The following is a 23,208-nucleotide window of genomic DNA, read 5'->3' on the forward strand; positions in this document are numbered from 1 at the left end:
CGGGACGCTTTGCGGCGCGGAAAAAAATAACCCCCGAACGGGCGAACCGACTCGGGGGTGGGGATGACGTAACGCTATTGTCGTTATTGCAGCACGGAAATATCCGCAACCTGCAAGAACAGCTCACGCAGTTGGCTCAGCAGCGTCAGGCGGTTCACTCGAACCTGCTCATCTTCCGCCATGACCATCACCTGATCGAAGAACGCATCGACAGGCTCACGCAGTGAGGCCAGCTCAACCAGCGCTTCCTGATAGCGACCTTCAGCAAACAGCGGCGTCAGTTTGTCGCGCAGCACGACAAGGTGCGTGGCCAGCGTAATTTCCGCCGCGTCTTTCAATACGGCAGCGTTGACGCTCTCGTTCAGCGTATCGGTAGACTTCGCCAGAATGTTGGAAACGCGCTTGTTAGCCGCTGCCAGCGCTGCGGCGGCATCCAGCGAACGGAAGTGGCTGACGGCTTTCACGCGGGCATCGAAATCAGCCGGACGTGTCGGACGACGCGCTAATACCGCCTGAATGGTATCCACGCTGTGGCCTTCTTCCTGATACCAGGCACGGAAGCGACCGAGCATAAACTCAATCACGTCATCCACAACCTTGGCATTAGACAGCTTATCGCCATACAAACGCACCGCTTCTTCGGTCAGCGTCTGCAAATCCAGCGGCAGACGTTTTTCGACGATAATGCGCAGCACACCGAGGGCAGCACGACGCAGCGCAAACGGGTCTTTGTCGCCTTTCGGGTGTTGGCCGATGCCAAAAATCCCTGCCAGCGAATCCATTTTGTCGGCAATCGCCAACGCACACGCCACCGCAGAAGACGGCAGTTCGTCACCCGCAAAGCGTGGCTGATACTGCTCATTCAATGCCACAGCAACATCTTCCGCTTCGCCATCATGACGCGCATAGTGCATCCCCATCACGCCCTGCGTGTCGGTGAATTCGAACACCATGTTGGTCATCAGGTCACACTTGGACAGCAGACCCGCACGCGTCGCGTGATTCACATCAGCGCCAATCTGACCAGCAACCCAGCCAGCCAGCGCCTGAATACGGTCAGTTTTGTCGCGTAATGAACCTAACTGCTGCTGGAACAAGACGGTTTCCAGACGCGGCAGGTGATCTTCCAAACGCTTCTTACGGTCGGTATTGAAGAAGAATTCGGCGTCAGCCAGACGCGGGCGCACCACTTTTTCGTTACCGGAAATAATCTGCTGTGGATCTTTGGATTCGATATTGGCAACAAAAATGAAGTTTGGCAGCAGATTGCCGCTGTTGTCGTAAACCGGGAAATACTTCTGGTCACCTTTCATGGTGTAAACCAGCGCTTCGGACGGCACCGCGAGGAATTTTTCTTCAAATTTCGCGGTCAACACCACTGGCCATTCCACCAGCGAGGTGACTTCTTCCAGCAGGCTGTCGCTCAGATCGGCATTACCGCCAATCTTGCGTGCGGCTTCTTCTGCATCGGCTTTGATTTTCGCTTTACGCGCATCGTAGTCAGCGACGACTTTACCGCGCTCCAGCAGAATCTGCGGATACTGTTCGGCGTTATCGATCGTAAATTCAGCTTCACCCATAAAGCGGTGGCCGCGAAGAGTACGAGCGGAATCGATACCCAATACCTGACCGGGGATCAGTTCTTCACCCAGCAGCATGGTTACCGTGTGCACCGGACGCACAAACTGCGTCTCTTTGTCGCTCCAGCGCATCAATTTTGGAATCGGCAGCTTCGATAATGCAGTGCTTACCATGCCAGCCAGCAGTGTCTGCGCCTGTTCTCCTTTCGCGTGGGCGCGATACAGCAGCCACTCGCCTTTGTCGGTCGTCAAACGTTCAGCTTGCTCAACGGTAATACCACAGCCACGCGCCCAGCCTTCTGCCGCTTTGGTCGGTTTGCCTTCAGCATCAAACGCTTGTGAGATCGCCGGACCACGTTTTTCTACTTCGCGATCGGGCTGAGAAGCGCTTAAGCGTGCCACTTTCAGCGCCAGACGGCGCGGCGCGGCAAACCAGCTTACGTCACCGTGTGCCAGATTGGCGGCATCCAGCTCCGCCGTGAAATTCGCGGCAAAAGATTCTGCCAGATTACGGAGAGCCTTCGGCGGCAGCTCTTCCGTGCCAATTTCCACCAGAAAAGTCTTGTCAGTCATTGCTGCCTCTTAGCTCTCTTTCTTATTACACATCGGGAAACCCAACGCCTCACGCGAGGCATAGTAGGCTTCCGCAACCGCTTTGGTCAGGGTACGAATACGCAGAATGTAGCGCTGGCGTTCGGTCACTGAGATCGCTTTACGCGCATCCAGCAGGTTAAAGCTGTGCGCCGCTTTCAGAATGCGTTCGTAAGCCGGTAAAGGCAGCGGTTTTTCCAGCGCCAGCAGGTGCTGCGCTTCTTTCTCATATTGCTCGAAGCAGCTGAACAGGAAATCGACATCAGCGTGTTCAAAGTTGTAGGTCGACTGCTCGACTTCGTTTTGATGGAACACGTCGCCGTAGGTGGTTTTCCCTAACGGACCATCGCTCCAGACCAGATCGTAAACGCTATCAACGCCCTGAATGTACATCGCCAGACGTTCCAGACCGTAGGTGATCTCGCCCGTCACCGGTTTACATTCCAAACCGCCAACCTGCTGGAAGTAGGTAAACTGCGTGACTTCCATACCGTTCAGCCAGACTTCCCAGCCCAGGCCCCATGCGCCCAGCGTTGGGTTTTCCCAGTTGTCTTCCACGAAGCGGATATCGTGAATGGTCGGATCCATACCCAGCTCTTTCAGAGAACCGAGGTACAGCTCCTGAATATTGTCCGGTGATGGCTTAATAACGACCTGAAACTGGTAATAGTGCTGTAAGCGGTTCGGGTTTTCACCGTAGCGCCCATCGGTCGGACGACGAGAAGGCTGCACATAGGCGGCAGCCATCGGCTCCGGTCCCAGTGCCCGCAGGCAGGTCATAGGGTGTGAAGTGCCTGCGCCGACTTCCATGTCCAATGGTTGAACAATGGTGCAGCCCTGGCGAGCCCAATAATCCTGTAACGTCAGGATCAGGCCCTGGAAGGTCTTGGTATCAAACTTTTGCATGTTGGATTCGCGCGCGATACAAGTGGATTTATAAGGAATGCGCCAGTATACCCTCTGACCGCAAGATATACAGCCAGAATGCGGCAACAAGTGCAAATCCCCCGTCATCATCTTTCAAATTTCAGGATCAGCCTGAAAAAACGGTCTGCAACATCTTCAAGCTCAGCAGCAGCAGCAGCGCGGCAAAGGCCTTTTTCAGCGTCGCCACGGGCAGACGGTGCGCCAGACGAGCCCCAACGGGCGCGGTGAAGAAGCTGACAGCAGAAATCAGGAGAACGGCAGGCAGAGAGACATAGCCGACGCTGTAGTTAGGTAACCCCGTCGTCGACCAGCCGTTAATCATGTAGCCCAGCGCGCCGGACAGGGCAATGGGTAGCCCCACCGCCGACGATGTGCCAATCGCCTGCTGAATACGGACGTTGCACCACGTCAGGAACGGCACGGTGAGCGACCCGCCACCGATAGCCACCAGCGCCGAAATGCTGCCAATCACCAGTCCCGCTAGCGACACGCCAGCCGTACCGGGCAACTGGCGCTGCGGTTTTGGCTTGATATTCAGCACCATTTGCAGCGAAACGTAAGCCATGAAGCAGGAGAAAAAGATCGCCAACGCCCGCGTCGGCAACAGCGTCGCCAGCCAGGTGGCCGCGAATGTCCCAATCAGGATGGCAGGCGTAATCCGCATCACCACAGGCCAAAGCACCGCCTGATGTTGATGATGCGTGCGCAGGCTGGAAATTGCCGTGACGACGATGGCCGCCATTGACGTACCTAACGCCAGATGCACCAAATGCGTATTCTCCACGCCCTGTGCAGCAAACAGCGCCGTTAGCACTGGCACCATAATACCGCCACCGCCAATACCCAATAACCCCGCCATAAAACCAACTACCGCGCCTAATGCCAGATAGGCTGCTACCCACTCTACTGCCATTCCCTGTACCCCTGTCTCTGTCTATACTTTTCTTATGATCGATTGAACAGCCCTGAGCTAATGAACAGCCTTGAGCGAATAAAGCGAATAAATAGCCCTAAGCTGTTGGTGAAACATTATTCATGATTCCGCGACGACTTTCTGCCCCATCCGCAAACGACCTTTCATATCTGCGAGCACGCCCGCAAAACACTGGTTGCATATACAGCAACATAAGTGCCATGATCGAATCCTACTTGCGACAGACGCCTTACAATGAACGGCTCACCCTAATCAGGAGAAAGGTATGCAACGCTGCGGCTGGGTTACACAAGACACCTTATATCAGGATTACCACGATAACGAGTGGGGGAAACCCTGCACCGACAGCCAGAAGCTGTTTGAGTTACTGTGTCTGGAGGGCCAGCAGGCAGGTCTTTCCTGGATTACCGTCCTGAAAAAACGCGAACACTATCGCCGTTGCTTCCACCAGTTCGATCCTGAGCAAGTGGCGCAGATGACGCAGGATGACGTCGAGCGACTGGTGCAGGACAGCAGCATTATTCGTCATCGTGGAAAAATCGAGGCGATTATCACCAATGCAAAAGCGTGGGTAGCAATGGAAAGTCAGGGAGAGCGTTTCTCGCACTTCATTTGGTCTTTCGTCGAACACCAACCGCGCCTCAATCACCCCGCTTCGCTCGCCGAGGTGCCAGCCAAAACGGACGTTTCGGATGCCATGTCCAAGGCCCTGAAGAAACGTGGCTTCAAATTTATCGGCTCAACCATCTGTTACGCCTTCATGCAGGCGGGTGGATTGGTCAACGACCATGTCACCGACTGCTTTTGTCATCAGGAAAGCACGTCATGATTCGACCTTACCGCGACCCCGATCTCGAACCGCTGATGCAGCTTTGGCTGAAGAGCACCACTCTGGCGCATCCGTTTATTCGTGAAGGTTACTGGCGAGAAAGTGCCAGCGCGGTACGTGAGATCTATATTCCCCAGTCACAAACCTGGGTTTATGAGGAACAAGGGAGCCTCATCGGCTTTATCAGCGTGCTGAAAGCACGGTTCATCGGCGCGCTGTTTGTGGAACACGCCTATTATGGCAAGCAGATTGGTACAGCGCTGATCCAGCATGTTCAGGCACAGTACCCCTTACTCAGCCTGGAAGTGTATCAACAGAATACGCGCGCCTGCCGGTTCTACCATAAGCAGGGATTTGTCATCGTGGAGGAAAACGTCAATCAGGATACACAGGCCACCGCACTCATCATGCAGTGGGCGCAGAAACATCCTGTGTGTTTGCGAGGAGGCGATCGTTCATCATCCCAATCGTGCAAATCCCCCATTAATCACGGTTAACCTTGGGCAGATGCGGGGGGCGGTATCGCTTGCAGTCTCTCGCCAGCTACGCGATTATTCGATGAGCTATTTCTACGTTAACTTCCTTAATCTGCTGGAGTTTGTGATGAAACCTAGCGTTATCCTGTATAAAAAAATTGCTGACGACCTGCGTGCTCGTTTAGACCAACACTTCACCGTCACTGAACTTGACGCCTTTCCCTCACTCGACCACCCCGCTCTGGCAACGGCCGAAGGCATTATTGGTTCCGGCGGTAAAGTCGATAAAGATTTCCTACAACACGCACCGCGTTTACGCGCGGCCTCCACCATTTCAGTCGGTTATGACACCTTTAACGTCGACGCGCTGAATGAAAAAGGGGTGATTCTCATGCACACCCCGACCGTGCTGACGGAAACGGTAGCGGATACGGTTCTGGCACTGATGCTCGCCAGCGCGCGCCGGGTCGTGGAAGTGGCCGAGCGGGTCAAGGCGGGCGAATGGAAAGAGGGGGTAGGCAGCGACTGGTTTGGTACCGACGTTCACCATAAAACCATCGGTATTCTGGGGATGGGCCGCATTGGTCTGGCCGTCGCGCAACGCGCCCACTTTGGTTTCAGCATGCCGGTTCTGTACAACGCACGCCGCCATCACGCCGAAGCCGAGCAGCGTTTTAATGCCCGCCACTGTGATCTCGATACGCTCTTGGCTGAATCTGATTTCCTCTGTATCACGCTACCGCTCACGGCGGAAACGCATCATCTGATTGGCCGCGAGCAGTTGGCAAAAATGAAGCCCAGCGCCATTTTGATTAATATCGGTCGTGGTGCTGTTGTGGATGAAGACGCGCTGACGGAAGCCCTGGTGAAAGGGACAATTCAGGGCGCAGGTCTGGATGTGTTTGTCAAAGAACCGCTGCCCGTCGATTCTCCACTGCTGGATTTACCTAATGTCGTTGCACTGCCGCACATCGGTTCTGCCACGCATGAAACCCGCTACGGCATGGCCGCCTGCGCCGTTGACAACCTGATTGCTGCCCTGAGCGGCCAGGTAAAAGAAAACTGCGTAAATCCGCAGGTTTTGAAATAGCCTTAAGTCGACCTTAGCGCTGCGACGACGCTTTCGCAGCGCTGCTTTTCCCCACGAACCAACCCCATCATCACACGCGAAACGCGGCGATTTCTCGCAAAAACCATGCTTTTTCCTAACTAAAAACTGGATAACCAATACCGGTATTGTTCTTTGCTGTTTCCTACCTCCTATGGAAGTATCGGCTGTAACGAGCGGTTAACGTCTTCTGCTGTATTCCCCGTTTCAGGACGTAATCGATACGCGTATTTACCTGATAAAAAACAAATTTAATAAAAACCATTACCTGTAGGGAAAACCATCGTGGCGACTTTTTTGCATCCTCATCAGAAACTCACTATTTTTGCCTCATTGCTCCTTATGGGCGGTGCGTTAAGTGCACAGGCAGCGAACGACACACCGAAAATCGGCGGCACGCTGATTTATCTGGAACAGCAGGCGCACACCAACCTCTATACGCCCGCAGGCGGGTTTTACCCGAACGGCGGCATTCTCAATCAGATAACCGATAAACTGACGTATCAGAACCCCGAAACGCTGGAGGTCGAGCCGTGGATTGCGGAATCCTGGACCGTCAACGCGGATAACACCGAATACACATTCAAGATTCGTCCCGGTGTTAGCTTCTCTGACGGCACACCGCTGGATGCCAACGCGGTAGCGAAAAACTTCGATACCTACGGTTTAGGGAATACGGCACTCAACCAGCCGGTTTCCGAGGTCATCAATAACTACCTGCGCAGTGAAGTCATCGATCCGCTCACGGTGAAGTTTTACTTTAAGAAGCCGTCTCCGGGCTTTCTGCAAGGGACTGCGACCATCGGTTCCGGTCTGGTTTCTCTCAGTACGCTGGCGCGCAATTTCAATCAGTTAGGCAATGCTAAAAACATTATTGGCTCCGGCCCGTTCGTGGTGAGCAGCGAGAAACTGGGACGCGAACTGAAACTGACCGCCCGTAAGGATTACAACTGGGCACCGATTAAATCGAAGCATCAGGGGCGCGCCTATCTGGACGCTATTACCTATCTGGTGACCCCGGAAGACAGCGTACGTATTGGCGCGTTGGTATCCGGTCAGGCTGACTTCATTCGTCAGATTCAGGCCTATGATGAGAAGCGGGTGCAGAGTCAGGGCTTCAATCTTTATGCCCCGCCGACGCGCGGCGTCAATAACAGCGTGGTTTTCCGCCCGGATAATCCGCTGGTCGCCGATATCCGCGTGCGCCAAGCACTGCTGCACGCCACCAACACCAAAGAGATCATCGATACGCTGTTCTCAGACAACTACCCACAGGCCACATCACCGCTGGCTAAAACCGCCGCTGGCTATGTCGATCTCTCTAGCAAACTCACGTTCGATCCCATACAGGCCAACAAACTGTTAGATGACGCAGGCTGGAAAACCGGCTCGCAGGGATTACGGCAAAAGGATGGCAAAACGCTGGAACTGACCGCCTATGAATCCCTGCCGCAACCACAGAACAAAGAAACCTTACAGCTGGTTTCTCAACAGTGGGCAAAAGTCGGCGTGAAGCTGAACGTGCTGGCAGGCGATGCAGGCAGCAAAACCGTCGATAGCCTGGATCCGCTGAAAACCGGCGTGGCTCCGGCGATGGTAGGCCGTGCCGACCCGGATGTGCTGAAAAGCCAGTATTACCCGACGGTACGTAACGTCCTGCTGCAAAAAGGCGGTTCCAGCGACAAGGTGAAGGACTTTGTTGATCCGCATCTGAATACTCTGCTGGATGGCATCGCCGCTGAAACTGACCGCAGCAAGCGGCTGGAGCAGGTTGGAGAGGTGCAGAGTTACCTGATCGATCAGGCCTACGTCATTCCTATTTTTGAAGAACCGCAGGTGTTTGCAGGCGCACCCACCACAAAAGGCATCGCGTTTGAAGCCGTCGGTCGCCCCAGCTTCTACAACACCTGGCTGGATAAGTAACACAGAAGAAAGAAGGAGGAGGTCATCATGAACCGATATCTGGCATTGCGCATCGGTCAGGCACTGCTCGTCCTGTGGGCGGCATTTACTCTGTCTTTTATCCTGCTTCAGGCGATGCCGGGTGATGCGGTACTGATCAAGTTCCAAAACCCAGAGCTCGGCCTCAGCGCCGAGCAGATCGCGCAGTTACGTTTGTCCTACGGTGCCGATACACCGGTACTCACGCAATATTTTCATGCGATAGCCCAGATCCTGCGGGGCGATCTCGGCCTCTCTCTTCAGGCGGGCGTGCCGGTCACCGAGCTGATTGCCGCGAATCTGCCGCCTACGCTACTGCTCGCGGTGCTGGGTTTCATCGCCGCTGGGCTGCTGGCGTTTGCCCTCGCGTTCTTATCGACGTTAACGCCGTTCCAATGGCTGCGAACCGCATTGCAATCGCTGCCGTCGCTGTTTATTTCCGTGCCGACCTTCTGGCTCGGCATCGTACTGATTCAGATTTTCTCTTTCCGTCTGGGGCTGATTCCAGTGATTAACCCCGGCGAATGGGAAGGGCTGATTTTGCCTGTTCTCACGCTGGCGCTGCCGATTTCCGCCCCGCTTGCTCAGGTGCTGATGCGCAGCATCGATCAGGTACAAACCCAGCCGTTTGTTGCCGTCGCCCGCGCCAAAGGCGCCAGCCGCAGCGGCGTACTCTGGCGACACATCGCCCGCAACGCGATGCTGCCCACACTGACCATCGCCGGCCTGCTGTTGGGCGAGCTAATTGCAGGGGCGCTGATTACCGAAACCGTGTTTGGCCGTAACGGGCTCGGCCAGTTGACGCAGGAAGCCGTGAACTATCAGGACAGCAGCGTATTGCAGGCCATCGTGCTGATTTCCGCCGCCGCCTTTGTTGTCGTCAATCTGGCCGTCGACCTGCTCTATCCCCTTCTCGATCCGCGCCTGAAAAGCACGCCAGGAGCCACGCTATGACTACCGTACAGTTGGAAAAAATTACATTTCCTCTTCTGCGCAAGCGGCCTCTGCTGCGTCGCTACGCCTTTCAGCCGGGGCTGGTGCTGGCCTGGCTGGTGATGCTGACCGTCGCACTTTGGGCACTGTTCCCCGGCTGGTTTACCGGCTATAGCCCGACGGAAGGCATCGCGGGCGCACAGCGGCTGGCACCTGACGCCGACTACTGGCTCGGTACCGACCAGTTGGGGCGCGATCTCTATGCACGCATCGTTTATGGCGCGGTGCACTCGCTTTCGGGCGCGGTTATCGCCGTCGGGCTGGGTCTGGTGCTCGGCAGCCTGTTCGGCCTGTTGGCGGGCGCGGTTGGCGGCTGGCTGGATAGCGTCGTGATGCGCAGCATTGATGTGTTGCTGGCCATTCCCGGCCTGCTGCTGGCGCTGAGCGTCATTATCCTGTTGGGTTTCGGCACGGTTAACGCCGCGATTGCCGTGGGCGTCACCTCCGTCGCCAGTTTCACCCGACTGGTGCGTTCAGAAGTGCTGCGCGTGCGCCACAGCGACTACGTCGAAGCCGCCTATGGCAGCGGCGGCACCTTTTTCAGCGTGCTGTGGCGACACATCCTGCCGAACTCACTGACTACCGTTTTCGCCTTTGCCGCCCTGCAATTCGGCAGCGCGATTCTGGCTATCTCCACGCTGAGCTTCCTCGGCTACGGCGCACCGCCGCCCACGCCGGAATGGGGTCTGCTGATCGCCGAAGGCCGCAACTACATCGCAACCGCCTGGTGGCTAACCACCTTCCCCGGCCTGATTGTCGTACTCGTTGTGCTGTCCGCTAACCGTATCAGCCAGTCGATCAGGAGGACGGAACGATGAGCCTGTCAGCCAGCTTACAAACCAGCGCGGCCGTGCCCGTACTGGCTCTGGAAAACGTCACGATTGCCTATCGCAGTGACGATCGTGAGCAGACCGTGGTGGAAGGCGTCTCTTTTCATATTCAGCCCGGTGAAGTGGTAGCGCTGGTGGGGGAATCCGGTTCAGGGAAAACCACCACTGCGCAGGCGGTTATCGGTTTGCTGGCCGAGAACGGTAGGCTTACGCGCGGCGCTATTCGGCTAAACGGCGTGGATATCAGCGGCTGGTCACAGAAGCGATTGGATAGCGTGCGCGGTGCACAGATCAGCCTGATCCCGCAAGATCCCACCAGCTCCCTGAACCCGGTGCAGACCATCGGCGAGCAGGTGGACGAGATTCTGCGTATTCATCAGCGGGAAGATCGCCAGACTATCCGCCAGAAAACACTGGCGCTGCTGGAACGCGTGGGGCTAAACCAGCCGGAGCTGCGGGCAAAGCAGTATCCGCACGAGCTGTCTGGCGGCATGAAACAGCGCGTCCTGATCGCCATTGCGATTGCGCTAAAACCCGCGCTGATTATTGCCGATGAGCCCACTAGCGCGCTGGATGTCACGGTACAGAAACATATTCTCGATCTGCTCGATGAACTGCGGCGCGAAAATGGGACGGCGGTGCTGTTCGTCACGCACGATCTGGGGGTGGCGGCCGAGCGCGCCGATCGGCTGCTGGTCTTCCAGAACGGCTACATTCAGGAACAGGGGCCAACGCTTGAGGTGCTCAGCGCGCCCTCAAGCCACTATGCCCGCACGCTGCTGGCGAACGTGCCGTCGCTTAATCCCACTCCGCGCCTACCACGCGACAATGCATCTGATCCTGACATTATTGTCTCGGTTGAAAATCTGGTGCAGACCTTTCCCCTGTCGGGTCGTAAAGGGGAACATTTTCGGGCAGTGGATGACGTTTCTTTCAGCGTAGCTCGCGGCACAACGCACGCCATTGTTGGCGAGTCTGGTTCCGGCAAAACCACCACGGCACGCAGTCTGCTCGGGTTCCATCACCCCAGCGCGGGGCGCATTCTGATCGACGGTACCGACATCACGCATCTGAAAGGTGAAGCGCTGCGGCAGTTCCGGCAGAAAATCCAGTTGGTCTATCAAAACCCTTTTAGCTCGCTCGATCCGTCGCAGCGTCTCTACGACATCGTCGAGGAACCGCTGCGCAATTTTAATCGCCATACCGCCGCGCAGCGGGAGCGAAAAATTCATGAGATGTTCGAGCGCGTTGCCCTGCCGGTTGCGCTTCTGTCACGCAAACCGCGTGAGCTGTCCGGCGGCCAACGCCAGCGTGTCGCCATCGCCCGAGCGCTGGTGCTGGAACCGCAGATACTGGTGCTGGACGAGGCCGTTTCCGCACTGGATGTCACCGTGCAGGCGCAAATTCTGCGTTTGCTGGCCGAGCTACAGGAATCCCTCGGGCTGACGTACCTGTTCATTTCGCACGATTTAGCGGTGGTACGCCAAATCGCCGACACCGTGTCCGTGCTGTACCACGGCAAACAGCTTGAATCCGGCCCGGTGGAGCAGATCTTCGCCCAGCCCGAACATCGCTACACCCGTGAACTCATCGAGGCCATCCCCGGGCAGCAACACCCGGTTTTTGCCCGCTCGCACCACGCTCAAATTCACCATTCGCACTAAACCAAGGACTGTAGAATGACAACGAAACGGCTGGGATTTTTCACGCGATTGCTGGATGACGTCTCCGCCCAGCAGCGCTATCGGCTGGCGACGGAACAGATCGTCAAAGCCGAACAATTAGGATTCGATAGCGCCTGGGTCGCACAGCACCACTTTCACGCTGATGAAGGCGGGCTGCCTTCACCGCTGGTGTTTCTGGCTCTGGTTGCTGCCCGCACTCAGCGCATCCAACTCGGTACCGGTGTGATTACGCTGCCGATGGAGGAGCCGCTGCGTGTGGCAGAAGATACCGCCGTGCTCGATTTACTCAGCAACGGCAGGCTGGAAGTCGGTGTAGGTTCTGGCGGTACATCGTCCTCATTTGCCGCGTTCGGTCATGACAGCGCGCAGCGCGGGCAGATCCTCGGACGCTATCTGGAGAAACTGCGCGCCGCGTGGCGGGGAGAAGCCCTGAGCGAAGACGGTAACCGGCTCTATCCTGCCGCCCCACATTTGGATAAGCGCGTCTGGCAGGCCACGTTTTCCATCGAGGGGGCGGAACGAGCCGGTAAAGCAGGCGATGGCCTGATGCTCTCTCGCACCCAGCCACGCCCGGAACACTTCCCAGATGCAACACTGGCTGACCTGCAAAACCCGATGATCGACGCCTATCTGGCTGCACTGCCCGCAGGCGTCACACCACGCATCCTCAGTTCACGCAGCGTTTTCGTGGCTGACGATCGCCAATTGGCGCTGAGTCTGGCAGAAAAAGGGCTTAATCGCTCCGCCGCCCGCTCAGGTACGTTCCGTGCAATCCCTCACGACTCGATAGACGCGCTGATCGCCTCCTTCGATAGCCATGTCGGCACCGCGCAGGATGTCATCGCGTCACTGCGGGTAGACAGTTCGCTGGAGCGTGCGACCGATGTGACATTCCAGGTGCATTCCATCGATCCGCCGCATGCGCTGATTCTGCGCTCGCTTGAGCTGATTGCCACTCAGGTGGCCCCCGCGTTGGGCTGGAGACCCGCCGTCAAACAGAAAAGCCCGCTCGGGCAGGAGATTGCATGACGCACGCTAACACGTTACACACTCAGGACGTACTGGATGCGCTGGCTGAAATCAACCCGGATTCCGCCCTCGCCGCCGCCAGAAAAACCCGTGATGCGGCAACCCGCCACACTCAGGGCAGCTACGACGCGCTGTTTAACGCCGACGCCGCAGACGATGCGACATTGCCGTTATCGCTGCGCTTCTGGTTTGCGACCAAAATCAGCGGCTGGCAGCAGGACGATCAGCTACAGCATTTTTATGCCGAGCGGCTGGCAGATTTCCCGGATCCCGCACTGACACCCGCGCTACAGCTGGCGCTAGACCATGCCGAACGCCTGACGAAAACGCCTGTGCAAGCCTCGGCGTCCCACGTCAACACGCTGGAACAGGCGGGCTGGTCGGTAGACGACATCGTGACGCTGTCGCAGCTCATTGCATTTGTGAATTTTCAAAGCCGGTTGCTGCGCGGCTATCGCCTGATTAGCGGTCATCGCGTCAGCCAACCGCATTCTCAGGCCGCTGTCGCAGGTCAGTGGCATACCCAACCGCAGACGCACAGCGGTAAGTCTGCGCCGCAGGCGTTTACTCAGGCAGAACTGGGCTGGGAACCGTGGATCGCCCCCAAACCGCTGGCCGAGTTCAATGCCGATGAGCAGGCGATTCTGGCGCGCTTCGGCCACACCGATTCCGATTATTTCCGTTTACTAGGCCGCAACCTTCCGGTGCTGGAACAGCGCACGCTGACGGATAAAGGGATTTTCTATACCACTGGCGGCCTGCCGCGCAAGGAGCGTGAACTGATCGCCGCCGTCACCAGCAAGGTCAACGGCTGCATCTACTGCGCCTCGGTACACGCGCGTAAAGCCAGCCAGCTCTCCAAGCAGGACGGCGATGTACAGCGGCTGCTGGATGTCGTCCCCAGCGGGGATTTGAGCATCGGCCACAGCCCGCGCTGGCAGGCGATTATCGATTTCTCGGCACGCCTTTCCGCCACGCCCGCGCAGGTCAACGCAAACGACCTGAAACAGTTGCAAGAACAGGGATTGGATACGCTAGAGATTGTCGATGTGGTGCAGTCGGCCGCCTTCTTCTCATGGGCCAACCGACTGATGCTCACGCTAGGCGAACCGTTCTGGCCGGAGCATTAATACCCGAGCGGTCTGTTTCACTATCTTGAACAGACCGCTCTCATTCGGAATGAATTCTGATCCTGATGACATTCGTACTGTTTGATAGGCTTAGTTACCAGTACACTATCAGAATCATACCATTCCAAATGGAGGTAGCATGCCCGTTGAATTGTCTCAAGAGAACTTACAGAGCTTACTTAACGAGTTACGTCGCTTACCGAAGGAAACTGAATGGGCAGAGTTCAAACATAATGCAGACGTGGAGAAAATTGGCGAATACATATCTGCGCTAGCAAATTCTGCGGCTTTGTTGGGTAAACAGAGCGCTTATCTAGTGTATGGACTTGATGATGATTCTCATGATGTTATTGGTACTCATTTTCGTCCATCAACGCAAAAACATAAGCAGCAGGAAATTGAAAACTGGTTACTACAAAAAATCACGCCGAAAATTCATTTCAGATTCTATGAATTCACTACGGATAAGGAAGAATTACCCGTAGTTATTTTAGAGATTCAAGCCGCAAGCCATACCCCTGTACTCTTCGATGGGACAGAATACATCCGGGTTGGCTCTTATAAGAAAAAGCTAAGAGAACTACCAGAAAAAGAACGCGCCCTTTGGCGAGCTTTCGATAAAACCCCATTTGAACGTCTACTTGCTACAGAAAATAGTAGTGCTGAAGACGTCTTGTCATTACTAGATTATCCAACATATTTCGATCTTATAAATTTGCCTTTACCGGATAATAAAGCAGGGATCTTGTCAGCTCTCAGTGCCGATCAACTGATCCATGAAGCTCCCGGAGGGCGTTGGAACATTACCAATTTAGGTGCGATTTTATTTGCACGCAAGTTACAAAGTTTTCAGCATTTGGGTCGTAAAGCCGTTCGATTGATTTTGTATAGTGGTAATAGCCGAATAAAAACTATTCGAGAAATTCCAGGCAGCAAAGGTTACGCCGTCGGATTCGAGAACCTAATTGATTATATCAAAACACTATTACCTGCTAACGAAGAGATCGGTAAAGCTTTTCGCAAGGAAGTGCCAATGTACCCTGAATTGGCTATTCGAGAACTCGTGGCGAATGCCATTATTCACCAAGATCTATCCATTACTGGGACAGGCCCCATGATCGAGATTTTCGAATCCCGTATGGAAATAACTAATCCAGGAATTCCGCTAGTTGATATTGACCGATTTATTGACTCACCACCACAAAGTCGAAATGAAGCTCTAGCATCGTTTATGAGACGAATTAATATTTGTGAAGAACGTGGAACTGGCGTGGATAAAGTGGTTTTTGAAACTGAATTCTACCAACTACCTGCGCCCATCTTTGAAGTCACAGAGAGACACACGCGGGCAGTACTCTTTAGTCACAAAGAGTTTTCGGAAATGGATAAAGGCGACAGGGTAAGAGCATGCTATCTACACTGCTGCCTGCGCTACGTTAATCGGGAACATATGAACAATACGTCGCTAAGAGAACGCTTAGGGATTGACGTTAAAAACAGCGCCATGGTCAGTAGAGTGATTAAAGATACTGTTAACGTCGGTTTAGTGCGCCCCTATGACCCAGATGCTGGAACTAAAGCAATGCGTTACATTCCCCATTGGGCGTAATTTGCTTGACCGTTGCTTGACTCATATGATGAATGTCGACAATAAAAACAAAAAAAACCTATATATCAAATAATTAAATTATCTCCTTGCTTGACTCATGAAAATAACTCTCCACTAAAATTCCGAAATAGAGAATCAGGCGGCACGGCTGCGTGTCGCCCTTCGGTCTTTATTTTTTCAGGTAAGCAGGGAAATCCGCAGGCAATTCGCTGGCAGGACAGTTGATGACCTCGTTGTTGTTTTCACCACAGTCGCGGATGAACGTAATAGTGGCGAATTCATCGATAACTTCGGTAGGGTACGCAGGGCCCGCATCGCGATAGGCTTCCATTTCAGCAATGTGTTCGTTCTGGAAGCATACTGTTTTTTCAGGATTATTGATGATCCAACGCGGGAAGAAGATGGTGCCGTGGAAAATCTTATCGGCAATATTCGCAATCAGGCTGACGTCTGTTCCCGTCGGTTCTGTCCATGAAATCTTATATACCTCGCGGGCGACCTGCACGATATACACCTGCTGATCCTTAACCCAACGATTACCCACGATACCGCTATGAATGCGGTAGTCTATGGTGTTGGCATTTTTGACATACAGCTCGTAATTCCAGCCATTATCATAGATATATACCAGGTGTTTCCCTACAAAATGGCTCAGATCGTGTTGATTGAATGAAGGCATTATCGTTCTCCTGAAGTGTGTGAATTCACTTTAGAGCTTTATTAATTCGATGAATAACGCTATTTTTCAGGAAAAATAATTCAATATTTAGATATATCAAAGATGCTGGCAAAGACGACACTGGAACAGTGGGAAATCCTTCAGGCAGTTATTGATTTGGGCGGCTATACACAGGCGGCAAATGCGCTTCATCGCAGTCAGTCTTCGGTCAGCTACCAGCTTGCTATGCTGCAAGAGCGATTGGGCATCGCGCTACTCACGATCCACGGACGCAAAGCCGAGCTCACGCCAGAAGGCGAAAATCTACTCGCGCAGGTGCGGCCCGTAATACGTTCGTTTCATGCGTTGGAGGCCCGTGCCCATTCCCTGAAAATGGGTGAGCAGTCCAGCATCAACCTGGTGGTTGACAGCACCTTCCCCAAAGATCGCCTATTTCACCTGCTCAGCACCTTTCAAAAACAGCATCCGGCCACACGTATCCACTTGACCGAAGTGCTGCGCAATGAAACGCCGGAACAGTTGAAGGCACGCGATGCGGACATTTACGTCATCACACAACGTGAGCTCGACGGCCTCGCTGGGCAATGGCTGATGAACGTTGATTTTGTCGCTGTTGCCCACTGCCACCATCCGCTTTTCGCACTCCCCACGCCGTTAAGCCACGAGGCACTGTCTCACTACCCTTGCGTAGAGATCGTGACGCGCACAGCGCCGCATACGCAGCCTTCCTCCGCCGAGAGTTGGACATTCACCACGTTTGAAGCCGCTACGCAGGCCGTTTTGCATCAGGTGGGCTACGGCTGGCTGCCGGAAGCACGAATTGCAGAACACATTACGCGGGGCGAATTGCAAATATTACCGTTGCAACAGGGGGAAAGGCGCACCACCCCACTCTATCTGTTAGCGGAAGAGAAAGGGCAGCCGCTCAGTAAAGCGATCCTCACGCTCATCGCGCTACTCTTCGGCAGGCTCTGAGGTATGAGGATTATTAAGTGATTAAGCGATCAAACACCTTTTAGCTCATAAATGAACTAAATTAAGTAAAAACTAACAAGAAGTCTTACATATGGATATTAAGAAAACTTAAGGGCTATACTTAACCGATAATCGGTTATATTTAGAAGGTAGAGTCCATTTATGAACACTCCTGCCACTGCACCAACATTACTAAAGCTCGACGCCATTAGCGAAGCTATCGACGAACTCCGGCACGAACTCGCGCGTAGTGATGCCGCCAGCAAAGAGGTTGTGCTGGAAGACCACATTCATTCGCTGGATGTATTTGGCGTTCAGCTAAATATGCGGCGTAAGGCATTGGGCATAGAACTCGCTACGCTGGAATTACAGACTGGTGTATCGATCTCCACCTTAAAGCGCTTATTCAACGATCCCGCTCAGGTGAAATTTTCCACGGTTTATAGCGTCTGTTCCGCGTTAGGGATAAAACTATGCGCCGTCAAGTAAAGGTCTATCTTTACGGTGTCCACATCGGCCAGCTAAGTCAGGACGATAAAGGCTATTTGTTTGAATATAAAAAGTCCTACATCGGCCCGCCATTATCACTAAGCCTACCGATACAGACCGGAACATTTCGCAGCAGGACATTACCGCCTTATTTTGCCTCGTTAGCTCCCGAAGGCTGGCTCCGGCGGCAGTACAGCCAGCTTCAGCATCTGGATGAGAAGGATTTATTTGGCATCCTCATTCAAAACGGTAAGAACCTGATTGGTGCCGTGCAACTGATCGCGGAGGATAAGGCATGACAAGATGTCGAATTTTGCTGACACCGCTGACACACGAAGAAGAAATTGCCACAGGCTATAGCCGTAAAGGGTTGAAGCATCTGGCGGGGAAAATGCACACTTCCCCAGACTTACGTTTCACCCGCCAGCAATTTATGCACGACCTGCCACAAGCACAGAAAGGCATGAGTATCTCTGGCTATCAGCCCAAAATTCAGTTGGTATTAGAAGACAGGACGTTTACCGTCGTTGATCATCAAGGGCTATACATCCTCAAACCCTCTCCGATTGAATTTCCCCATTTGGCAGAAAATGAACATGCCACGATGACGCTAATGGCACGTCTGGGATTTGCCGTTCCACCACACGGGTTACTCCGTTTTAAACCGGAACAGGCGGATGACGAACCTGAGTTCGCGTTCGTTATTAAGCGCTTCGACCGCGACGAAAAAACGGGTCACCCTATCCATCAGGAACAGTTGGACGGTGCAATGGGGATCGGTGAAAAATTCGGTAAAACACAGACAGATGGCAGACAATACGTCAGTTATGAGCGGCTGGCTTTATTCCTTAGCAAACACGTTAATGACAATATCGTCTTCAAAATAGATCTGTTTCGACGCATCGCTTACGCCTACATGTTGGGTAACAACGACATGCACCTGCGTAATTTTGGGCTGATGCATTCGCGCTCAGGCCAATTAATGCTGGCCCCTATTTATGACTTTGTTTCCGTCGCCCCCTATTCCACCTATTTTTCTTCCTGCTTCATGGCGCTACCTCTTCTGATTCAAGAAGAGGGGGATGAGGCACTCGCGCCAGGATTTGAAACCGCATACGGAGAATATCTTGGTATGGATTTCATTCTGTTCGGACAGCGTATCGGGCTGAGTGAAAACCTGACCAAAAAGCTATTGGCAGACTTCCTCAAAGAAGCTGAATGCGTTGAAACAACCTATCGGGATTCCTTTATGCCTACGGATGCTATTGAGACAACGCTGCGGTGCTATCGACACCGCCTGAATCTTATGAGCATTCTCGATGCAGAACGGATTTAGTGCTTCAGAATCAAACGTCTTGCTTCGTCACTGCGGATATCGGTGCAGTGGCGCAGACCTTCCGCTACGCTATCCGGCAGGCAATGACTCACAAAACAGGTGCAACACCATGATAAAACGTGTCTTCCTCACGCTCGCTTTATTGACGCTTTCCGCGCCTTCCCTGGCGCAAGATGCTCTGCCAGAGGCGGTGAAGAGCATCGAAAAACAAGGTATTACGATCATCAAACCGTTCACTGCCCCCGGCGGCGTGCAAGGCTGGCTGGGTAGTTATCAGGGCGTAGGGGTGACCATCTACTTAACGCCGGACGGTAAGCATGCCATTTCGGGCTATATGTATGACGAACACGGCAACAACCTGAGTGAATCGCTAATTCAGCAGGAAGTGTATGTGCCTGCCGGTCGGGAGATGTGGCAGAAATTACAGCAGGCGTCGTTTATTACCGAAGGGGCGAAGGATGCACCGCGTAAAATCATCGTCTTTGCCGACCCGTTTTGCCCGTACTGCAAACAGTTCTGGCAGCAGGCACAGCCGTGGGTAAAAGCAGGAAAAGTCCAACTGCAAACGCTGCTGGTCGGCGTCATCAAACCGGAAAGTGGGCGTTATGCCGCCGCGATTCTTGCCACCAGCGATCCGGCTAAAGCCTGGCATGAATATGAACTGTCGAACGGCAAAACGGTGCCCCCGTTCCCCAAGGACTCATCACGCAATATCTGGAATAACATTCAGCATAATCAGCGGCTAATGGATGAACTGGGCGCAAACGTCACGCCCGCCATCTATTACCTGAATGATAAGAATGAGCTACAGCAGGTCGTCGGGCTGCCGGATGCACAGCAGCTGGCGGAGATGATGGGGAAATAGGCACAGGAGGGAATCTCCCTCCTGACGTTTCTCTTAGCGATGCGACCAATACGCCATAAAGTTGATCGTCTCTTTATCGAGGTGCCGCTCGTCGAGCAGATAGCGGCGCAGCCGTTTGATGGCGGAAGACTCTCCCGCCGCCCAGGCGTAAAACGGGCGATGTGCCGTTGCCCGTTCCCACAGTAGCTCGTCTTCCGGCGTTTCCTGTGCGCTCTCATCACGGTTAGTACAGGCGCTGGCGGGAATCTTCACGTCCTGCTGCACCGCAGCCAGCAGGCGTTCGCCCCATACTGCGCTGCCCGTTTCCTCACGCGGCAGCCAGTGAATCTGCGCAAACGGGAAGTCGCCTGCTGTCACGCAGTCAGCCACTTTCGGCACTTCAAAAAAAGCCTGCACCGACAGCGGAGAAGGCTGGGTAGCCAGCTGTTCAAGAATTCCCATTGCCGCTGGCAGCGCCGTTTCATCTGCAATCAGCAGCACCTGCTCAACGCCCTCATGCGGTGCCCATTCATAGCCACCGCTGTCGCCATCAGCCTCTGCATTAGGCGCGACAATCTGTAGCGCATCGCCCGGCTTAGCGTGGCCCGCCCAGCTTGAAGCAGGCCCGGTATCACCGTGCAGCACAAAATCGATCGTTGCCTGCTGTGACTCGCGTGAAACGGAACGCAGCGTATAGGTGCGCAAAATCGGACGACGCTCACGCGGCAGCGCCAGATAGTCCTGATACCAGGTATCGCTCACGGCCATCGGCGTCAGCTCCCCGCTTTCACTGGCGAACAGCAGCTTGATGCGCTGATCCGGTGCATCCAGTTTCATCTGGCGCACTTCCGGGCCAGTGAACACACAGCGAGCGAATGAAGGTGAGAGTAACGTCTTACTCTCTAAGCGTAAGTTGAACAGCCGATAGGCGGAAGACGTTGTGCGGGTAGCTAAAGACATAGTGAGAAAACCGTATGTTTTGTAAGGAAAATCAGTTCACGGGATAAACCCCATTCACCGCAACTTACCATAAACAAAACACTAACGATAATCATTATCACCATTCAGATGAATGTCGTGATAAAAGCAGCATTTTCTTCATTGCGTAGGCCGGAGGCCATACTGATCGGGCATAAAAAGACTTGTTAACAGGTCTTCGATTGTTTATTTTAAAGACCTATTAACCGGTCATTAAAGGTCTGTCATGCCGAATATTATCTTGAGTGATACCAGTGCCAGTGTCAGTGAACTGAAAAAAAACCCGATGGCGACGGTCAATGCTGGCGATGGTCTACCTGTCGCTATTTTGAACCGCAACCAGCCTGCGTTTTATTGCATTCCTGCGGATCTCTACGAAAAAATGCTGGATGCGCTGGACGACCAGGAACTGGTTAAGCTAATCGGTGAACGCAAAAACCAGCCACTGGTTGACGTGGATTTGGATAGTTTCTTATGAGCTATAGCGTCAAATTCAGGGAAGATGCGCTGAAAGAATGGCTCAAACTCGATAAAACCATCCAGCAGCAATTTGCCAAAAAACTAAAAAAATGCTGTGAAAATCCCCATATTCCATCGGCAAAGTTACGGGGGATGAAGGACTGCTACAAAATAAAGCTCCGAGCATCAGGCTTTCGTTTGGTTTATGAAGTCATTGACGACATCTTGATTATCGCCGTAGTGGCGGTAGGTAAACGTGAGCGCAGTGGCGTTTATCATCTGGCGAGTGAGCGAATGAGATAACCGCATTAACCTGAACATAAAAAAATGCTGGCCAAATAGTTCACTATTCAACCAGCACATTTTCGTTTTCAGAAAAGCAGTAAAACCCGCTTCCCTACACCATCAACGCATCGTCACAAACTCTTCCGACGCGGTCGGGTGGATGGCGACGGTGTTGTCGAAGTCTTTTTTGGTCGCGCCCATTTTGACGGCGACCGCGAAGCCTTGCAGCATTTCGTCCATACCAAAACCAATGCCGTGGATGCCGACGATTTTTTCTTCTTTGCCCACGCAGACCAGCTTCATACGGCACGGCTGACGGTGCTGTGTGACGGCGGTGTACATCGCGGTGAAGGCAGATTTATACACTTTCACCTGATCGTCGCCGTACTGCTCACGCGCCTGCGGCTCGGTCAGCCCAACGGTGCCAATCGGCGGGTGGCTGAAGACGACGGTTGGAATATTGCTGTAGTCCAGATGCTCGTCCGGCTTGTTGTTAAACAGACGTTCGGACAAACGGCGCCCCGCCGCCACGGCAACCGGCGTGAGCTCGACGGCACCGGTGTTATCGCCTACGGCGTAAATACCGGGGACGTTGGTATTCTGGAATTTATCGACGTTGATGTAGCCTTTGTCGTTCAGCTCTACACCAGTGACGCTCAGGTTCAGGTTATCCGTCGCGGGTTCACGACCAATCGCCCAAATCAGGCAATCAACAGTTTGTGACTGACCGTTTTCCAACTCCAGCGTCAGGCTGCCATCGGCATTCTTCACAATCGCTTTCGGGATCGCTTCGGTATGCAGCGTCGGCCCTTCGGTGTTCATCACTTCCACCAGCGTGTCGACAATCAGCGGATCGAAGCTGCGCAGCGGTGCGTGTTTACGCACAAACAGGTGAGTTTCAGAACCCAGTCCGTTTAGCACGCCGGCAATCTCTACCGCGATATAGCCTGCACCGACGATAGCCGTACGCTTCGGCAACGCATCCAGCTCAAAGAAGCCGTCGGAATCGATACCGTATTCCGCACCGGGAATAGCAGGGTGAACCGGACGACCGCCGGTCGCGATCAGGATATGGTCAGCCGTAATTTTCTCGCCGTTCACTTCCACCGTGTGCGCATCGACAAAGCGGGCAAAACCGTGGATGACATCGACTTTATTCTTACCCAGCACGTTATCGTACGACTGGTGGATACGATCGATATAGGCGCTACGGTTCTTAACCAGCGTGCCCCAGTTAAACTGGTTTACCGTGGTATCGAACCCGTAATCCGGCCCGTACTGATGGATCGCTTCGGCAATCTGCGCCGCATGCCACATCACTTTCTTCGGCACACAGCCGACGTTGACGCAGGTGCCACCCAGATATTTTGCTTCGATCAACGCACATTTTTGTCCATACATCGCCGCGCGGTTAATAGACGCGATACCGCCGCTGCCGCCGCCAATAGCAAGGTAGTCATAGTGTTTGGTCATCAGTGTATCCATGCTTAAGTGAATAAAA

Annotated in this window: 23 protein-coding genes; 17 read left to right on the forward strand and 6 right to left on the reverse strand. The window is 53.9% G+C overall.

Features of this window, described 5'->3' with window-relative positions:
* Window positions 1-83 precede the first annotated feature (83 nt).
* The 3 genes from glyS to H0248_RS01340 form a co-directional block, all read right to left on the reverse strand.
* Window positions 84-2,153, reverse strand: coding sequence for a glycine--tRNA ligase subunit beta (glyS, locus tag H0248_RS01330; protein WP_010286430.1), 2,070 nt, complete (start codon window positions 2,151-2,153; stop codon window positions 84-86).
* Window positions 2,154-2,162: 9 nt separating this feature from the next.
* Window positions 2,163-3,077, reverse strand: a complete 915-nt coding sequence (gene glyQ, locus H0248_RS01335) for a glycine--tRNA ligase subunit alpha (RefSeq protein ID WP_010286428.1) — start codon at window positions 3,075-3,077, stop codon at window positions 2,163-2,165.
* A 127-nt stretch (window positions 3,078-3,204) separates the two neighbouring features.
* Window positions 3,205-4,011, reverse strand: coding sequence for a sulfite exporter TauE/SafE family protein (locus H0248_RS01340; RefSeq protein ID WP_180784387.1), 807 nt, complete (start codon window positions 4,009-4,011; stop codon window positions 3,205-3,207).
* A 286-nt stretch (window positions 4,012-4,297) separates the two neighbouring features.
* Between H0248_RS01340 and H0248_RS01345 the strand changes: the two genes are divergently transcribed.
* From H0248_RS01345 to H0248_RS01390, 10 genes are all read left to right on the forward strand, one after another.
* Window positions 4,298-4,861: a DNA-3-methyladenine glycosylase I gene (locus tag H0248_RS01345; RefSeq protein WP_180784388.1), complete on the forward strand. Its 564-nt coding sequence runs from the start codon at window positions 4,298-4,300 to the stop codon at window positions 4,859-4,861.
* A complete protein-coding gene (locus tag H0248_RS01350; RefSeq protein WP_240345938.1) occupies window positions 4,858-5,358 on the forward strand; it encodes an N-acetyltransferase in 501 nt (166 codons plus the stop codon). The genes H0248_RS01345 and H0248_RS01350 overlap by 4 nt, the downstream gene beginning before the upstream one ends.
* Window positions 5,359-5,464: 106 nt before the next feature.
* Window positions 5,465-6,427, forward strand: a complete 963-nt coding sequence (gene ghrB, locus H0248_RS01355) for a glyoxylate/hydroxypyruvate reductase GhrB (RefSeq protein ID WP_039279989.1) — start codon at window positions 5,465-5,467, stop codon at window positions 6,425-6,427.
* Between the two features lie 303 nt (window positions 6,428-6,730).
* Entirely contained in the window at window positions 6,731-8,368 is a 1,638-nt protein-coding gene (locus H0248_RS01360; RefSeq protein WP_180784389.1) for a TIGR04028 family ABC transporter substrate-binding protein, read from the forward strand.
* Window positions 8,369-8,395: 27 nt separating this feature from the next.
* On the forward strand, window positions 8,396-9,340 hold the full coding sequence (locus H0248_RS01365) for an ABC transporter permease (protein ID WP_014913681.1): 945 nt from the start codon (window positions 8,396-8,398) through the stop codon (window positions 9,338-9,340).
* Window positions 9,337-10,197, forward strand: a complete 861-nt coding sequence (locus H0248_RS01370) for an ABC transporter permease (RefSeq protein WP_014913680.1) — start codon at window positions 9,337-9,339, stop codon at window positions 10,195-10,197. The genes H0248_RS01365 and H0248_RS01370 overlap by 4 nt, the downstream gene beginning before the upstream one ends.
* Entirely contained in the window at window positions 10,194-11,873 is a 1,680-nt protein-coding gene (locus H0248_RS01375; RefSeq protein ID WP_180784390.1) for a dipeptide ABC transporter ATP-binding protein, read from the forward strand. The genes H0248_RS01370 and H0248_RS01375 overlap by 4 nt, the downstream gene beginning before the upstream one ends.
* A 15-nt stretch (window positions 11,874-11,888) precedes the next feature.
* Complete coding sequence (locus H0248_RS01380) at window positions 11,889-12,923, forward strand: putative FMN-dependent luciferase-like monooxygenase (protein ID WP_180784391.1); 1,035 nt, start codon at window positions 11,889-11,891, stop codon at window positions 12,921-12,923.
* Window positions 12,920-14,053 (forward strand): alkylhydroperoxidase domain protein, encoded by a 1,134-nt coding sequence (locus H0248_RS01385; RefSeq protein WP_180784392.1) that lies wholly within the window; start codon window positions 12,920-12,922, stop codon window positions 14,051-14,053. Before H0248_RS01380 ends, H0248_RS01385 begins: the two co-directional genes overlap by 4 nt.
* A 139-nt stretch (window positions 14,054-14,192) precedes the next feature.
* Window positions 14,193-15,662, forward strand: a complete 1,470-nt coding sequence (locus H0248_RS01390) for an ATP-binding protein (protein ID WP_180784393.1) — start codon at window positions 14,193-14,195, stop codon at window positions 15,660-15,662.
* Between the two features lie 169 nt (window positions 15,663-15,831).
* Here H0248_RS01390 and H0248_RS01395 read toward each other — a convergent pair whose 3' ends face one another.
* Window positions 15,832-16,341, reverse strand: coding sequence for a phenolic acid decarboxylase (locus tag H0248_RS01395; protein ID WP_219608906.1), 510 nt, complete (start codon window positions 16,339-16,341; stop codon window positions 15,832-15,834).
* Between the two features lie 102 nt (window positions 16,342-16,443).
* On the opposite strand from H0248_RS01395, the gene H0248_RS01400 reads away from it, so the two are divergent.
* The 5 genes from H0248_RS01400 (at window position 16,444) to dsbG (ending at window position 20,006) form a co-directional block, all read left to right on the forward strand.
* The gene (locus H0248_RS01400) at window positions 16,444-17,316 is read left to right on the forward strand and encodes a LysR family transcriptional regulator (protein ID WP_180784394.1); all 873 of its coding nucleotides are present in this window, start codon (window positions 16,444-16,446) and stop codon (window positions 17,314-17,316) included.
* Between the two features lie 162 nt (window positions 17,317-17,478).
* Window positions 17,479-17,805, forward strand: coding sequence for a helix-turn-helix domain-containing protein (locus H0248_RS01405; RefSeq protein ID WP_180784395.1), 327 nt, complete (start codon window positions 17,479-17,481; stop codon window positions 17,803-17,805).
* Entirely contained in the window at window positions 17,790-18,104 is a 315-nt protein-coding gene (locus H0248_RS01410; protein ID WP_039279922.1) for a HipA N-terminal domain-containing protein, read from the forward strand. Before H0248_RS01405 ends, H0248_RS01410 begins: the two co-directional genes overlap by 16 nt.
* Window positions 18,101-19,141, forward strand: a complete 1,041-nt coding sequence (locus H0248_RS01415) for a type II toxin-antitoxin system HipA family toxin (protein WP_180784396.1) — start codon at window positions 18,101-18,103, stop codon at window positions 19,139-19,141. Before H0248_RS01410 ends, H0248_RS01415 begins: the two co-directional genes overlap by 4 nt.
* A 109-nt stretch (window positions 19,142-19,250) precedes the next feature.
* Entirely contained in the window at window positions 19,251-20,006 is a 756-nt protein-coding gene (gene dsbG / locus H0248_RS01420; RefSeq protein ID WP_180784397.1) for a thiol:disulfide interchange protein DsbG, read from the forward strand.
* A 33-nt stretch (window positions 20,007-20,039) separates the two neighbouring features.
* Here the strand turns inward: dsbG and H0248_RS01425 are convergent, their stop codons facing one another.
* The gene (locus H0248_RS01425) at window positions 20,040-20,945 is read right to left on the reverse strand and encodes a siderophore-interacting protein (protein WP_180784398.1); all 906 of its coding nucleotides are present in this window, start codon (window positions 20,943-20,945) and stop codon (window positions 20,040-20,042) included.
* Window positions 20,946-21,189: 244 nt separating this feature from the next.
* Here H0248_RS01425 and H0248_RS01430 point away from each other — a divergent pair, with 244 nt between their 5' ends.
* Together H0248_RS01430 and H0248_RS01435 are read left to right on the forward strand one after the other, a co-directional pair.
* Window positions 21,190-21,441: a type II toxin-antitoxin system Phd/YefM family antitoxin gene (locus H0248_RS01430; RefSeq protein ID WP_010281712.1), complete on the forward strand. Its 252-nt coding sequence runs from the start codon at window positions 21,190-21,192 to the stop codon at window positions 21,439-21,441.
* The gene (locus tag H0248_RS01435; RefSeq protein ID WP_039284929.1) at window positions 21,438-21,725 is read left to right on the forward strand and encodes a type II toxin-antitoxin system RelE family toxin; all 288 of its coding nucleotides are present in this window, start codon (window positions 21,438-21,440) and stop codon (window positions 21,723-21,725) included. Before H0248_RS01430 ends, H0248_RS01435 begins: the two co-directional genes overlap by 4 nt.
* A 102-nt stretch (window positions 21,726-21,827) precedes the next feature.
* Here H0248_RS01435 and gorA read toward each other — a convergent pair whose 3' ends face one another.
* Entirely contained in the window at window positions 21,828-23,180 is a 1,353-nt protein-coding gene (gene gorA / locus H0248_RS01440) for a glutathione-disulfide reductase (RefSeq protein ID WP_180784399.1), read from the reverse strand.
* Window positions 23,181-23,208 lie beyond the last annotated feature (28 nt).

The sequence above is a fragment of the Pectobacterium brasiliense genome (assembly GCF_013449685.1).
Lineage (GTDB): Bacteria > Pseudomonadota > Gammaproteobacteria > Enterobacterales > Enterobacteriaceae > Pectobacterium > Pectobacterium brasiliense_A.

What these genes read in the sequence shown, in the direction of transcription:
- glyS (WP_010286430.1), bottom strand. Translation starts at nt 2,153, where the DNA reads ATGACTGACAAGACTTTTCTGGTGGAAATTGGCACGGAAGAGCTGCCG.
- glyQ (WP_010286428.1), bottom strand. Translation starts at nt 3,077, where the DNA reads ATGCAAAAGTTTGATACCAAGACCTTCCAGGGCCTGATCCTGACGTTA.
- H0248_RS01340 (WP_180784387.1), bottom strand. Translation starts at nt 4,011, where the DNA reads ATGGCAGTAGAGTGGGTAGCAGCCTATCTGGCATTAGGCGCGGTAGTT.
- H0248_RS01345 (WP_180784388.1), top strand. Translation starts at nt 4,298, where the DNA reads ATGCAACGCTGCGGCTGGGTTACACAAGACACCTTATATCAGGATTAC.
- H0248_RS01350 (WP_240345938.1), top strand. Translation starts at nt 4,858, where the DNA reads ATGATTCGACCTTACCGCGACCCCGATCTCGAACCGCTGATGCAGCTT.
- ghrB (WP_039279989.1), top strand. Translation starts at nt 5,465, where the DNA reads ATGAAACCTAGCGTTATCCTGTATAAAAAAATTGCTGACGACCTGCGT.
- H0248_RS01365 (WP_014913681.1), top strand. Translation starts at nt 8,396, where the DNA reads ATGAACCGATATCTGGCATTGCGCATCGGTCAGGCACTGCTCGTCCTG.
- H0248_RS01370 (WP_014913680.1), top strand. Translation starts at nt 9,337, where the DNA reads ATGACTACCGTACAGTTGGAAAAAATTACATTTCCTCTTCTGCGCAAG.
- H0248_RS01375 (WP_180784390.1), top strand. Translation starts at nt 10,194, where the DNA reads ATGAGCCTGTCAGCCAGCTTACAAACCAGCGCGGCCGTGCCCGTACTG.
- H0248_RS01380 (WP_180784391.1), top strand. Translation starts at nt 11,889, where the DNA reads ATGACAACGAAACGGCTGGGATTTTTCACGCGATTGCTGGATGACGTC.
- H0248_RS01385 (WP_180784392.1), top strand. Translation starts at nt 12,920, where the DNA reads ATGACGCACGCTAACACGTTACACACTCAGGACGTACTGGATGCGCTG.
- H0248_RS01390 (WP_180784393.1), top strand. Translation starts at nt 14,193, where the DNA reads ATGCCCGTTGAATTGTCTCAAGAGAACTTACAGAGCTTACTTAACGAG.
- H0248_RS01395 (WP_219608906.1), bottom strand. Translation starts at nt 16,341, where the DNA reads ATGCCTTCATTCAATCAACACGATCTGAGCCATTTTGTAGGGAAACAC.
- H0248_RS01400 (WP_180784394.1), top strand. Translation starts at nt 16,444, where the DNA reads ATGCTGGCAAAGACGACACTGGAACAGTGGGAAATCCTTCAGGCAGTT.
- H0248_RS01405 (WP_180784395.1), top strand. Translation starts at nt 17,479, where the DNA reads ATGAACACTCCTGCCACTGCACCAACATTACTAAAGCTCGACGCCATT.
- H0248_RS01410 (WP_039279922.1), top strand. Translation starts at nt 17,790, where the DNA reads ATGCGCCGTCAAGTAAAGGTCTATCTTTACGGTGTCCACATCGGCCAG.
- H0248_RS01415 (WP_180784396.1), top strand. Translation starts at nt 18,101, where the DNA reads ATGACAAGATGTCGAATTTTGCTGACACCGCTGACACACGAAGAAGAA.
- dsbG (WP_180784397.1), top strand. Translation starts at nt 19,251, where the DNA reads ATGATAAAACGTGTCTTCCTCACGCTCGCTTTATTGACGCTTTCCGCG.
- H0248_RS01425 (WP_180784398.1), bottom strand. Translation starts at nt 20,945, where the DNA reads ATGTCTTTAGCTACCCGCACAACGTCTTCCGCCTATCGGCTGTTCAAC.
- H0248_RS01430 (WP_010281712.1), top strand. Translation starts at nt 21,190, where the DNA reads ATGCCGAATATTATCTTGAGTGATACCAGTGCCAGTGTCAGTGAACTG.
- H0248_RS01435 (WP_039284929.1), top strand. Translation starts at nt 21,438, where the DNA reads ATGAGCTATAGCGTCAAATTCAGGGAAGATGCGCTGAAAGAATGGCTC.
- gorA (WP_180784399.1), bottom strand. Translation starts at nt 23,180, where the DNA reads ATGACCAAACACTATGACTACCTTGCTATTGGCGGCGGCAGCGGCGGT.